The 13,449-nt window shown below is 61.6% G+C and carries 9 protein-coding genes and 1 tRNA gene; 6 read left to right on the top strand and 4 right to left on the bottom strand.

Annotated features, from left to right (window positions below):
- Window positions 1-121: 121 nt before the first annotated feature.
- The 5 genes from ACOFKT_RS09305 to ACOFKT_RS09325 all read left to right on the top strand — a co-directional run bounded on the left by ACOFKT_RS09305 (window position 122) and on the right by ACOFKT_RS09325 (window position 8,401).
- Complete coding sequence (locus tag ACOFKT_RS09305) at window positions 122-1,369, top strand: MFS transporter (RefSeq protein WP_419803713.1); 1,248 nt, start codon at window positions 122-124, stop codon at window positions 1,367-1,369.
- Window positions 1,366-2,295 carry a ribokinase gene (rbsK, locus tag ACOFKT_RS09310; RefSeq protein ID WP_419803714.1) on the top strand — a complete coding sequence of 310 codons (930 nt, stop codon included), beginning with the start codon at window positions 1,366-1,368 and terminating at the stop codon, window positions 2,293-2,295. The genes ACOFKT_RS09305 and rbsK overlap by 4 nt, the downstream gene beginning before the upstream one ends.
- A 97-nt stretch (window positions 2,296-2,392) precedes the next feature.
- Window positions 2,393-3,727: a xylose isomerase gene (gene xylA / locus ACOFKT_RS09315; RefSeq protein ID WP_419803715.1), complete on the top strand. Its 1,335-nt coding sequence runs from the start codon at window positions 2,393-2,395 to the stop codon at window positions 3,725-3,727.
- 354 nt (window positions 3,728-4,081) lie between these two features.
- Window positions 4,082-7,411 (top strand): family 78 glycoside hydrolase catalytic domain, encoded by a 3,330-nt coding sequence (locus ACOFKT_RS09320; RefSeq protein ID WP_419803716.1) that lies wholly within the window; start codon window positions 4,082-4,084, stop codon window positions 7,409-7,411.
- Between the two features lie 444 nt (window positions 7,412-7,855).
- Window positions 7,856-8,401, top strand: coding sequence for a PEP-CTERM sorting domain-containing protein (locus ACOFKT_RS09325; RefSeq protein ID WP_419803717.1), 546 nt, complete (start codon window positions 7,856-7,858; stop codon window positions 8,399-8,401).
- A 1,004-nt stretch (window positions 8,402-9,405) separates the two neighbouring features.
- Here ACOFKT_RS09325 and ACOFKT_RS09330 read toward each other — a convergent pair.
- From ACOFKT_RS09330 to ACOFKT_RS09345, 4 genes are all read right to left on the bottom strand, one after another.
- A tRNA-Asn gene (locus ACOFKT_RS09330) sits at window positions 9,406-9,480 on the bottom strand.
- A 214-nt stretch (window positions 9,481-9,694) separates the two neighbouring features.
- Window positions 9,695-10,441, bottom strand: a complete 747-nt coding sequence (locus ACOFKT_RS09335) for a CAP domain-containing protein (protein WP_419803718.1) — start codon at window positions 10,439-10,441, stop codon at window positions 9,695-9,697.
- Between the two features lie 148 nt (window positions 10,442-10,589).
- Entirely contained in the window at window positions 10,590-11,390 is an 801-nt protein-coding gene (locus ACOFKT_RS09340; RefSeq protein WP_419803719.1) for a WecB/TagA/CpsF family glycosyltransferase, read from the bottom strand.
- Window positions 11,391-11,395: 5 nt separating this feature from the next.
- Window positions 11,396-12,400 (bottom strand): NAD-dependent epimerase/dehydratase family protein, encoded by a 1,005-nt coding sequence (locus ACOFKT_RS09345; RefSeq protein WP_419803720.1) that lies wholly within the window; start codon window positions 12,398-12,400, stop codon window positions 11,396-11,398.
- 79 nt (window positions 12,401-12,479) lie between these two features.
- On the opposite strand from ACOFKT_RS09345, the gene ACOFKT_RS09350 reads away from it, so the two are divergent.
- Window positions 12,480-13,310 carry an ABC transporter permease gene (locus tag ACOFKT_RS09350; RefSeq protein ID WP_419803721.1) on the top strand — a complete coding sequence of 277 codons (831 nt, stop codon included), beginning with the start codon at window positions 12,480-12,482 and terminating at the stop codon, window positions 13,308-13,310.
- Window positions 13,311-13,449 lie beyond the last annotated feature (139 nt).

The following is a 13,449-nucleotide window of genomic DNA, read 5'->3' on the forward strand; positions in this document are numbered from 1 at the left end:
CAATCTCCGCGCGTTCTTTGCGCCAAAGGTGGGGGCTAGAAGCGCAACGAGCTTCTCGCGCACAAGTGCGGCTCGAATTATTTCCAAAGCCAGGTCACCGGCTCATCAGGCATGATGAAGCGTGCCCGCAACCGCCGCGAACACGCCGCCGCAACCGCGCTCCGCAGCGACTGCTGCATCGCTCTTGCTGCTCTTTGCCGCCGGCCTGGTTAACTTTTTTGACCGCTCCTCGCTTGGCATCGCAGCCACAAGCATCCGCACGGAACTCCACCTTTCCGCCACCCAAATCGGCGCGCTGCTCTCCGTGTTTTCCTTCGCCTACGGCATTGCGCAGTTGCCGCTGGCCGCGTTTCTTCGCCCACGCAACGCCCAACGCACCCTCGGCCTCGGCCTTCTGCTGTGGTCCGCGGCGCAAGCCGCAGCAGGCGCAGTCCACCGCTTCGGCACCTTTCTCGCGTTGCGCATCGTGCTCGGAGCGGGCGAATCGCCGTTCTACCCCGCCGGTGTCTACCTCATCCGGCAGAACACCGCCGAGCAGCAGCGGGGACGCGCCACGGCCGTCCTCAACCTAGCAGCCACGCTTGGCCTGGCCATTGCTCCGCCGCTGCTTACGGTGATTATGCTCCGCTACGGCTGGCGCGGCATGTTCTTCGCGCTTGGCGCGGCGGGCACGGTTCTGGCCCTGCTGTGGCTGTTCCTCCCGCAACCCGCCGTGCCAATGACTTCACACGACCAAACCCCAGCACTGCCTTTCGCCGCTCTGCTGCAACAGCGCACCATGTGGGGCATGATGCTCGGCTTCGGCGGCCTGAACTATGTCAACTGGTTCTTCATCTCCTGGCTGCCCGGCTACCTCGAAACCGGCCGCCATCTTTCCATCCGGAGCAGCGGATGGCTCGCGGCCGGGCCTTTTCTCGCCGGAGCCTGCGGAGCACTGCTGAACGGCATGCTTACCGACGCCTTAACCAAACAAGGCATGTCCGCGACAAAGGTGTACCGCACCTGCATCCTGACGGGCCTGCTCTGCTGCGGCGCGGCGACCGCGCTTGTTGAAGCCGCCGCAACCCCCATTGGCGCCGTCGCACTCGTCAGCGCCGCCCTCTTCTGTCTGCAGTTCGCTGGCACCTCCGGCTGGGGCCTCGTGCAGGTCATGGCGCCACGCGAAAACGTTCCCGCCGCCTCTGCCCTGCAAAACTTCGGCAGTTTTATGCTCGCCTCGCTCGCGCCGGTCGTCACCGGTCGCCTGCTCGATCGGACGCACTCGTTCCAGATCGCACTTTGGGTCTGCGGCGCCATGGCTCTCTTCGGAGCCGTCTGTTACGCCACCCTGACCCACCGACCCATCGCGCATGCCGAGGTCGCCCTATGAATCAAACCATCGCCGTCATCGGCAGCCTTAATCAAGACCTGGTCGTCCGCGCATCGCGCATTCCGGATCAAGGCGAAACCGTCTTCGGAGAAGGTTTCGCCATGCACCCGGGCGGCAAAGGCGCCAATCAGGCCGTCGCCCTCGCCCGTCTCGGCATGGACGTGACCATGGTGGGCTGCGTCGGCTCAGACAGCTTCGGCCGTGACCTTTGCGCCGCGCTTCGCTCGGAAGGCATACGAACCGACAGCATCACGACCGTACCAGGCCCATCCGGCACTGCGCTCGTCCAGGTGGAACAGCGCGGCGACAATCGCATCACCGTCATTCCCGGCGCGAATGCAGCATTGGGCTCGGAACACCTTGACCAGCACTGGAGCACCCTTGCGCAAGCCGCAGTGATTCTCACGCAACTGGAAACGCCCATGCCCACCATCCTGGAGCTGGCTCGGCGCTGCAAGGCGAACCGTATCCCGCTCATGCTCGACCCAGCGCCCGCCGAGCGCCTCAGCGCGGAGCTCCTGCAAGCCCTTACCTGGCTCACACCCAACATGTCTGAAGCGCAGGTCCTGCTCGGGAGCTCAGACGTGCCTTCCACCGTGATCGAAGCTCGCAACATGGCAGAGCGCCTCCTCGACCGCGGACCGCAAGGCGTCCTGCTCAAACTTGGCGCAATGGGCGCGGCTGCCGTACGCCGCGGCGAGCCGTCCTGCTTTCAGCCGGCGTTTTCGGTCAACGTGCGGGACACCACCGCCGCAGGCGACGCATGCAATGCCGCGTTTGCCAGCGCACTTACCCATGGCATGGACACCGACGCAGCCCTTCGCTTCGCCACCGCCGCGGGCGCGCTCTGCACCACCCGCGACGGAGCCCAACCGGCCATGCCAACCCGGGCTGAAATCGAAGCCTTTCTCCGCAACGCATCATGATGTCGTGCAGCCTGCGTAAAATCAATCTGCTTCCCCGCCCGGCATCGCGCCGGCGCGGCCCCTCTCAGACCAACCGCCGCAGGAGCCTACCCGCATCATGAGTAACGAGACCATCTTCAGCAGCTTCGCGACCGTTCCGTACGAGGGTCCAACCACTGACAACGAGCTGGCTTACCGCTGGTACGACGCCAACCGCGTAGTGCTCGGCAAGCCGCTGAAGGACCACCTGCGCTTTGCCGTCGCCTACTGGCACTCGCTCGCCATGACCGGCTCCGACCCCTTCGGCGGACCGACCATCCTCCGCCCGTGGATGGAGCCTGGCGACCCGATCGCGCAGGCCAAAGTGAAGGCCGATGCCGCGTTCGAGCTCTTCCGTGTCCTCGACCTGCCGTTCTTCTGCTTCCACGACGCCGACATCGCGCCCCCGGCCGACACCCTCGCCGGCACGCTCAAGAACTTCCACACAATCGTGGACTACCTCGAAGAGAAAATGCAGACCTACAAGACGAAGCTCTTGTGGGGCACCGCGAACCTCTTCAGTCACCCACGCTTCATGGCCGGCGCCTCCACCAATCCTGACCCCGAGGTCTTTGCCTGGTCCGCCGTCACGGTCAAGAATTGCATGGATGCGACCAAGCGGCTCAGCGGCTCCAACTACGTCCTTTGGGGCGGCCGCGAAGGGTACGAAACCCTGCTGAACACCAACCTGAAGCAGGAACTCGATCAGATGGGCCGTTTCCTCGCCCTCGTCGTCGATTACAAGCACAAGATCGGCTTTGACGGTCAGATCCTCATCGAGCCCAAGCCCAAGGAACCCACCTCGCACCAGTACGACTTCGACGTCGCCACTGTCTACGGCTTCCTGAAGACCTACGGCCTCGAAAACGAAGTTCGCGTCAACATTGAAGCCAACCATGCCACCCTCGCCGGCCACAGCTTTGAACACGAGATCGCCTCCGCCGGCGCGTTTGGCATCCTCGGCTCACTCGACATTAACCGCGGCGACGCCCTGCTCGGCTGGGACACCGACCAGTTCCCCAACGACCTGTGGACCATGACCATGAGCATGTACCACGTCATCAAGGCGGGCGGCCTGGGCAAGGGCGGCTGCAACTTCGACGCCAAGGTTCGCCGCCAGAGCTTTACCGCAGAGGACATGATCTACGCCCACGTTGGCGGCGCCGACCTGTGCGCCCGCGCCTTCCTGACCGCGGCCAAACTCATCGAAGACGGCAAGTACGACCAGATCCTCACCGACCGCTACAGCAAGTGGAAGGGCGAGCGCCCCGCCGACATGCTCGCCGGAAAGTTCTCTCTCGACCAGATCGAGCAGATGGCGCTCGCAAACAACATCAACCCCAAGCCCCGCTCCGGCCGCCAGGAACAAATCGAAAACCTGCTCGCCCGCGCCATCTACACCGACAAGGTGTAGGTCGCTCGAAGCAGATCCGTCATTGCATCGCCTGAAACCCGTTATCGCGATCGGCGCACGCTCGTCCTTGCACCGCCGTTAAGTTTGCCATTGCGCTGGAGAAAGAGCCGTCATTGCATCCCCTCAACTTTCATTTAGACCGGAGCACGCTCGTTCTTTGCGCGTGCGGAGTGGAACAGCCTGCTTTTTACGCGACACCGCATTTGTGCATGTGCCCATTCTTCGCTCATTTCGCGCGAAAAATGGCATCCCGGAGCGCACGACGCTCGTCGCTCTTGCACAGAACCCGCCTGACTGCCTAAGCTTCTAGCGCGCACCCAAGTACTGGTACACCCGCGCCGGAGAGCCCAGTCCATGCGGCCCATCACGCCCCGTTCCACGCACGGCGCAACACTCGCAGCATTGCTCACAATTGGGTTCTCCGCCGCACACGCCCAAGCTCCTTCCGTCGCCGCCCTCCGCTGCGACGCTCTGACCGAACCCATCGGCATCGACGACCCCAACCCGCGCCTCGCCTGGCAGTACCAGAACCCCGCTCCCGGCGCGAAGCAGACCGCCTACCGCGTTGAGGTCTTCTCCGAACCACCGGCCCACAACGCAAAAGCCGACGCCTGGGATTCCGGCCGCATCGCCTCCTCCGTCTCCAACGGCATTCCCTACGCAGGCACGGCATTGCAACCGTCGCACCGCTACTTCTGGCGCGTCACCGTCTGGGGCGCTGATGGAACGACCACAACCACCAGCCCGAACGACTGGTGGGAAACCGGCCTGATGCAACCCGCAAACTGGCACGCGCAATGGATCGGCCACGAAGCCGGCGAACTCCACCGTGTGCGCACCGCCGGCGCACTCTGGATCAGTAACCCAGCCGCAACCGTCACCCCAGGCCAGAACGTCGTGCATGCCTTCCGCATGCCGTTCGCACCCACCAAACCCGTACGCTCCGCGGCTCTCTACACCACCGGTAACGACACGGTCGCCGCCTGGGTCAATGGCACCCCTGTCCTCGCACCCGAACCTCTGCCCGCCTGGGGCCGCCTGCCGTGGATGACCTACCGCACCCAGGACGTTACCGCGAGCCTTCGCCCCGGTCAGAATCTGCTCGCTGTCGGCGTCACGCATTATGCGCGCTCCAGCACCGACGCGGCCAACCGCGCACCCATGAGCACCACCCTCGTCCTGACCTATACCGACGGCTCCATGGACGCCTTCATCTCCGATCTCGCGCACTGGAAGACTACCGTCAACCCCTCAGGTGAATGGTGGGCCGCCGCCTTCGACGACACCCGTTGGACCGCCCCCGAGCGCATCGGCCTGGACGGCCGCGCACCCGGCGCACCCGGCGAAGCCCGCCCATGGCCTACCGGCCCCGCCGCACTGCTGCGCAAGGAAGTCCGTCTCACCAGGCAGCCGGTCTCCGCCCGCCTCTACGCCACCGCACTCGGCGCCTACACCTTCCGCATCAACGGTGCACCCGTTGGCAATCAGATCCTTGCACCCGGTTGGACCGACTACCGCGAGCGCGTTACCTATCAGACATACGACGTCACGCCCATGCTGCACACCGGTCCCAACGCTATCGGCGCCACGCTCGCCCCCGGCTGGTACGCAACCCCGCTCAAGTGGGAGGGCCAGGGCAACAATTACGGCGCAACCCAACCCGCCCTCAAGGCGCAGCTCCGCCTTCAATACAGCGACGGCTCGGTGCAGTGGGTCAGTACCGACGGCACCTGGAAGGCTGCCGAGTCCGAAATTCGCCTCGCAGAAATCTACAACGGTGAAACCCGCGACCAACGCCTGCTGGCACCCGGCTGGGACCGCCCCAGGTTTCGCGACACCGCATGGCACGCCGCCACCACCGTCCAGCCGCATGAACCGGACATCGTCGCACAGGACTTCCCGCCCATCCGCGAAGAGAGCGCACTTATCGTTAAAGCCATCACTGAGCCGCGCCCCGGCGTCTACGTCCTCGATTTCGGCCAGAACATGGCAGCCGTTCCGCGCCTGACCGTCCGAGGTAAGCGTGGCGACGACATCCGCCTCCGCTTCGCCGAAGTGCTCAACCCGGACGGCACCATCTACACGGACAACCTGCGCAACGCCAAGGCAACCGATCACTTCATCCTTGCCGGAACCGGCGAGGAGCACTTTCAGCCGCAATTCACCTTTCATGGCTTCCGGTACGCCGAGGTCACCGGTCTTCGGAAGGCGCCCACACCGCAGACACTGCAGGCTGTCGTGATCCACACCGACGCCCCGTTCACCATGCAGTTCTCATCCGGCAGCCACATGATCAACCAGCTCTACAGCAACGTTCTGTGGGGCCAGCGGTCCAACTTCGTCGGCCTGCCCACCGACTGCCCGCAGCGCGACGAGCGCCTGGGTTGGTCCGCCGACGCCCAGGTTTTCTGGCGCACCGCCGCCTACGACATGGACCTGGACAACTTTACCCGCATGTTTGCCCGCGACCTGCGTGGCACCCAGGTCGGCACCGCCATGTACGCCGGCTACGCCCCTGGCACAAATCTTCCGAACGAGGCCTACGGCCCCGGCTGGTCCGATGCCGGCGTCATCATCCCTTGGACCGGCTGGCTGCAGTCCGGCGATCCTCGCATCATCGACGAAAACTGGTCAGGCATGCAGGCCTACCTTGCCCAGATCGAGCACGAAAACCCGAACCACCTCTGGCAAAAGCAGATCGGCACACCCTGGGGCGACTGGCTCACGCCCACCATTACCACGCCCGAGGACCTGCTCGCCACCGCCTACTGGGCCTACGACGCGCACCTGATGCAGCAAATGGCCGCCGCTTCCGGCCGTACGGCAGATGCCAAACACTACGCAGCCATGTTCGACAGTGTTAAGGCCGCCTTTCAGAAGGCATACATCGCACAGGACAGTCGCGTCGGCTCCGTCGACCACCACCCAAGCCTTCCGCCTCCGACCATTCACCCCGCAACCGGTGACGCGCCCGATCATTTTGTTGAAACGCAGACTGGTTACGTGCTCGCCCTGCACATGGACCTCTTACCGGAAACCATGCGCTCCGAGGCTGCGGACCGCCTCGTGCATCTCATCCGCGACAATCACATGTTGCTTGGCACCGGCTTTCTCGGCACCCCGTATCTGCTTGAGGTGCTCTGTGACACCGGCCACAGCGACATCGCTTACCACCTTCTGCTCAATACGCAGTACCCGTCCTGGGGCTATGTAATCGAGCACGGCGCCACCACTACGTGGGAACGCTGGAACGGCGATCAGATGCGCAACGACCCCAGCATGAACTCCTATAACCATTACGCCTACGGTGCCGTTGCGGAGTGGCTCTACCGTTATGCCGGCGGCATCGACACTGGCATGGCGGGACCCGGCTTCCAAAGCATCGTCCTGCACCCGAACTTCAGCAGCACACTTGGGTCACTCAGCCTAAAGTACGTTTCGTCACAGGGCGAGATTACTTCGGAGTGGCAGGTTCACGGCTACACGGTGCAATGGACGGTAACGCTTCCCGCAAATACCCATGGCATTCTGCAGGTGACCCGCACCAACGCGCACAACTTCACGATCGATGGCAAGCCGGTGGCGACCGACCGGCGTCTGCACGCGACCGAGACCGGCGACTACGATCTGCCCGCAGGCACGTACCACCTCACCGCCACGCTCGAGACCTCTACCGGGTCCTAGGCTGTATCGAACGGATCCGGCTACGTTTTGAACTCCGCTGGAGTCCTGGCGGCGTGCAAAACATGTGCGTGAGCGATTCCTTGCGTTTCCCGGGATTTTGCGGGAAGTGAGGTCCACCTGCTACGTAGGAACCCGCGCTTCGCGACGTTCCCAATCCATCAATGATCCGCTGCGTAGACGTGCACCGGACGTCAATCCGCGCCCGCAGTGTTGACTTCAGCAAACCCAGAAAGAGCGGCATGGGACGCTTCCGCTGTCGTCGCTTGTCAGAAGTGGCGACGATGGCAGCATGACAGGGGCATGGCGGTCCTTCGGAATATCGCCGATTGCGCCATCCCTCAAAGGCACTACCCAGCTCCCACCAAAGTTCTGCGGAGATGCCCCCTTAGGACACTTTCGCTTTAGTTACTGAAGGCTGTATTCCTTCTCATCAGAGGAACACCGATGAAGCATTTCGCATTACTTTCGATTCTCTGCCTTTTGGTTGCCACCCCTGTCATCCACGCCAGCAGCCTCAATCCACTTACTGACGGCTATACGATCCAGGTCGGTAACACCGTACTTTCCAACACAAACGCCAACTTCAATAACACAACAGGCATTCTGAACTTTTCTGACGGCACGGCCACGTACACGTTTGCGGAAGCAAACGCGGCACCCTTGATCGATGTCCTTTCCATCACCCGCCTTTGCGTCACCCTCAACCTCGGAGGCTGCTCCAGTACAACCATCTCCATCTCCGACGCCAATGTGCTGAACGGCACGTTGCAGGCGAGCGCACTCGTTGGTGTCACATTGCAGGCCTCCGCACAAGCCGGTGTGTCCAATCTCATCTTCGCCAGCACCACGGCGGCATTGGGAGCGCAGACAGCGATCGTCGGCTACCCAGACACAAGCTCCAACAGCCCCGTTCCAGAGCCATCCAGCCTGGCTCTACTCGGTACCGGCGTTCTTGGCATGATCGGTGCAGCTCGTCGCCGATTCGCCTAAATTCAAACCAACAAATGTGACAAGGCCCAAGCCGAATACCTGGGCCTTTGCTTTCAAGCACATTTCTTATCGTCATGCCCCAACGCATAAAACGTGCGTCTTTCCGAGCAAGCATTTGGGTGACTGGCCTGTCAGTTCGCTCATCCTCGACCGCCAAATGCACAACAGACCGAAGCCCTCGTAATAGCTCATGGTCAGGCTCATGCCTGTTTGAACCCGTAACAAGCCTTGGCAGCCCTGGTGCAAGGACGAAGCCTGAGCAATCAGCTCAACATCGCCAACGTTACGAGCTGCACTATTTGACGTACCCGCCGATGTGATCGCCGGCAGCTTAGAACGTGCCGGCATATTCAGTGGAACCGCGTCTGGAAGGAAGCAGCGGATTTTAGCCCGATGGGTTCGCGTTCTCGATTGCCCTTTTTCTGATTCGCTCGCCAAAAGCGAGCGAATGAGAAAAGGGTGGGATCGCAACGCCACCCATGGGCTGAAGCCAACGGCTCCCTCCCGGCTATACCCAAATTGAAATCTAGGTACCTCACGAGGGTCAAACGTATTGATCTGAATCGAGCGGCCGAGAAGAAACCTAACTTCTAGGCATTTTCCTAGGTTATTTCTCTCTGCGAAGTCGATATGTTTCATGAGGTGGACGTGGAAAAGCAATCTTTACGGGACAGTGAAAGCCTGATAACCACAGGATCATACCTGTTGCATAAAACGAGTTTGCTGGTGGTCGACAGTCGTATGCATCTTAAAGAAGCTCGGGAGAACTCACGGCGTCTCCAACGACTCGTCGACGCAATGGCAAAAACAATGTACGGCATCACTACCAAACATTAATGCGAGGCGATGGAAACACACAGGCCCCGTCCACGTCTTTATTGAGCTTGGCTTGGAAGCTGATCACGTTAGCGGCTCTCGTGTCTCTGGCGCGATGATCCGACTCGAAGTCTAACTTGACTCTTTTTCAAGTTAAGTGTTCGATGGCCAAAGATTGTTCATGGAATTGGCTCCGCAGGTAGGACTCGAACCTACAACCCTTCGGTTAACAGCCGAATGCTCTGCCATTGAGCTACTGCGGAACAAGGAGGAAACGAGGTGCCGGCGGGCGGGCGCCGGCTCAACTCGCACTTTCTTTATAGCATTCACCACGTTGCTCGTCAAAATTCCGGCTGCCGTGACCTGATTGATCCCCGATCATCAGATTCCGCAATTTCATGCGCAAGCACCAAACCAGATTCGTAGTTCGGACACTCTGAACAGCGACTCTGCCGCTCGCGCATCGCGGCAACGGCTTTATCGGTAGACCACAACGGCGATATTGTACGAAGCGAAGCTGCCCGAATCCTTCGCGGCGGCAGTACAGGCACCCACGGCGGCAGACCGGAACGCTGAGCTCCGCATCCGGCTACGCAGTTGCTCGGGCAACTGCGCCAGGTCGCCTGTGGTGTAGCGCATGGTGAACGCCGGACGTGAGCCAACGTAACCGGCGGTCAAGCCGCAGGTCGCACGCGCTTCCGTTGTTGGCGCGGCGTCCACCTGCAAGCCGCGCAACAAGTCAGAAACGCGGTGCTCCTGCTCGTCCAGGGAAAGCCGCTCGACACTGCGGCTGAAATCTTCCACGGCCCAAAGCGAACCGTTCGCCTGAACCACAGCAATGCCGATGGAGTCGACCTGATCGTCCAATATGTTTTCGCGGTGATGCGGTGACTGCATCAGGGCACCGTGCATGGTCACGATCGACGGTCCAACGGCAACATTTTCTGTAATCCGCGAAAAATGCGCTCCCGCCGAAGAGCCGCGGGCAGAAAGATCGGCCTCGCCCTGCAAGCGGTGCGACAGCGTGCTCGTGCGCGCCATCTGCATCGCATGAACCTGTGCCGCGGCTTGCAAACTGCGGTCAAACTTCACGGCCGGCAGACCTGCGGCAGTACGCTCAGAGTTGATGCTGGTCAGCAGGTAGTCTTCCGAAACGCTCGCCATTGCGCCGGGCTGCTTGATGCTCATATCGAGTTGTGGAAGCTGGGAATACGAAGTGATCACGGCGAAGCTCAACCCCAGAACACAAAGAGTCAACCTTGCCAGAACGCGCCAATGTGGCCTCATGACTACATAACACCACAGTTCGATGCTTGCCTCCCCATTAATCCGCTACAACCTTTTGGGCACTCCCGATTCGGGTCGCCAACACTCACGCCGCCGGCCTGCTCACCAGCAATGGCGGCAGCCCCGCACCGTACCGCAACATAAGCTGCAAAAGATGGCGAGCCGCCCAATAGCGAGGACCGTAACGCTTTGGCTCGTCAATCACCCGGAGAAGCCAGCCCAGGTACAAACGGTCGGCCCAAACCGGAATCGCGGCCTGATCTCCCGAAAGGAACGCAATTGCAGCGCCAATGCAGTGAATACCGGGGACATATTTCAGATTTCGCCGCAAGTACAGACCCAGACGCTCCTGCGTTCCTCCGCCGATTGTCACAATAATGTGAGCCGGTCGCACGCGATCCAATACTTCCAGCAGCGCAGGATCGGTCAGCGCAACCGCATCGGCCGCCCCGTACATGGGTGCGTGGTACACGTGCGACACCGGCACCGTGATGCCTTGCTGCGCCAACCATGCCAAGTTCAGCGACGCCGGCCGTTCCCCGGCCATGATCCAGAACGTGCTGCCCGGCACCCGCACCTCCGACCGCTCCAGCAGCGCACGTAAATACTCCAGGCCTGAAAGCCGCCGCAGTTGCGGCCGCCGTAAACGTGGCGCGATCATGTAGTTCCAGACCAGCACCATAAAGGCGCTGTCCGGTATTACCAGATCGGCCTCAAGCAAAGCTTGCCGGTATGCGGGTTGGGTCTGCAGATCCTTCAACGCGGGCGCGGCGGGCACCACCAGCAGCCCGCCCTGCAACATGCGGCTCACCGCGGCATGCACGTCCCCCGTAAAAAAGTGCACACCGAGAACTGTCTCGGTGTGCACTTGATTGGAATCCTGCATGCCCTCTAGTGTGCACCAACCGGCGTACTCGAAAGCATCTCCGACTCAATCCAGTTATAGGTCTTTCGCATACCTTCGCGCAGCGAAATCGACGGTTCCCACCCAAGCTTCTCGCAGATCAGCGTGTTGTCGCTGTTGCGTCCGTTCACGCCCTTGGGCGCGCTCAGGTTGTAGCTGCGCTTCAGCCGGATGCCCGCAATCTCTTCCACGATGTCGACCAGCTGGTTGATGGAAACCAGCTCACTCGACCCCAGGTTCAGCGGCTCTGTAATGTCGCTTAGCGCGATCATCTGCGTGCCCTTAAGGCAATCGTCGATGTACATAAACGACCGTGTCTGGTGCCCATCGCCCCAGATCTCAATCTCGTGCTTGCCACTGTGCTTCGCTTCCAGCACCTTGCGGCAAACGGCGGCCGGAGCCTTCTCACGCCCACCCTGCCAGGTTCCCAGCGGACCATACACGTTGTGGTAACGCGCCACGCGCGTTTCCACCCCGTAGTCCTCCAGAAAGTGCCGGCACAGGCGCTCGGTGAACAGCTTTTCCCAGCCGTACCCATCCTCAGGCAGCGCCGGGTAGGCGTCGCTTTCCTTCAACGCCACCACGTCAGGGTTCGTCTGCTTGTCGCCGTTGTATACGCACGCGGACGAAGAAAAGAAGAACCGCTTCAACCCGGCTTCCTTTGCCGCCAGCAGCAAATGCGTGCCCGTCAGCACGCTCAACATGCACAGCGCCTTGTTGTTCTCAATAAAGCCCATGCCGCCCATGTCCGCGGCCAAATCAAAGCACACCGTTGCATCCGCCAGCGCAGTACGGCAGTTACCCAGATCCTTCAGGTCCAAAGAAAGATTTTTGAGACCCGGCGCGTCAACCGCCTGATACCACTCGTTCAGCGGTTTAATATCAACCGCGGCTACCACGGGCACGCCCTGCTCAATCAGGGCACGCGTCAGGTGGCCGCCAATGAATCCGCCCGCACCCGCGACTGCTACCCGTTCCTGTTTCAGATCCACAGCCTTTTCTCCTCCAATTTCCCCCACAGTGTCTCACGCAACCAACTACCGTCAGCAGAAAAGCGGGCTAGCATAGGCCATGGTCGGCGATCCTGCTCGCACCGCAAACCGTATCGCGCTCTGGACCGTTATAGCGGTGCTTTCTGCCCTTGCCTTCGTGGCCGTCTTTGCGCCGGAACTGGCCCCGCACGATCCGGCCAGCATCCAGCTTTCGGCCCGGCTGCTTGCGCCCGGGGCAGGACACCTCTTCGGAACCGACGAGCTGGGCCGCGATATCTTCTCGCGCGTGCTCTTTGGCGCGCGCATCTCGCTCGGGGTCGCCACAACCGTGGTTGCCCTGTCCCTCGCCGTGGGCGTGCTGGTTGGAGCGATCGCAGGCTTCTACGGCGGCTGGCGCGACACCGTCCTGAACCTTTACGTGATGAATGCGTTCCTCGCTTTGCCCGGCATTCTGCTGGCGATCGCCTTTGTCGCGTTCCTTGGCCCCGGCATGCGCAACCTGGTACTCGCGTTAGCGCTAACGGGATGGGTCAATTATGCCCGGCTGGTTCGCGCCCAGGTGTTGGCTGCACGCAACCGTGAGTACGTGGAGGCCGCACGTTCGCTCGGCGCCTCTGACCTCCGCATCCTCCTCCGCCACATTTTGCCCAACGTTGCGCAACCGATCATCGTGCAAGCCGCGATCGGCATGGCCGGTGCTGTTCTGGCGGAAGCGACACTCAGCTTTCTGGGTCTGGGCGTTCCGCCGCCGGCGGCCAGTTGGGGTTCCATGCTTAACGACGCGCGCGCGCATCTCTTCGACGACCCGTACATGGCCGCATTCCCCGCAATTGCTGTGATTGTCGCCGTACTTGCAATGTCATTTCTGGGTGACATTCTGCGCGATGCCGCTGATCCTCGTCAGCTCTGAGCAGGCGGCAGAGGCCGCAAAATGGGAAGGACGCCCGGACCTATAAGATCAACGGGCGTCCCGCAGGATCAACCCTCCCCCAGGGCTGCCTACCTCTTCAACATAGCAACGGGAGGGCTGGGACGCCACACTTTTTGTA

The sequence above is a fragment of the Terriglobus sp. genome (genome assembly GCF_965201105.1).
Taxonomy (GTDB): Bacteria; Acidobacteriota; Terriglobia; order Terriglobales; family Acidobacteriaceae; genus Terriglobus.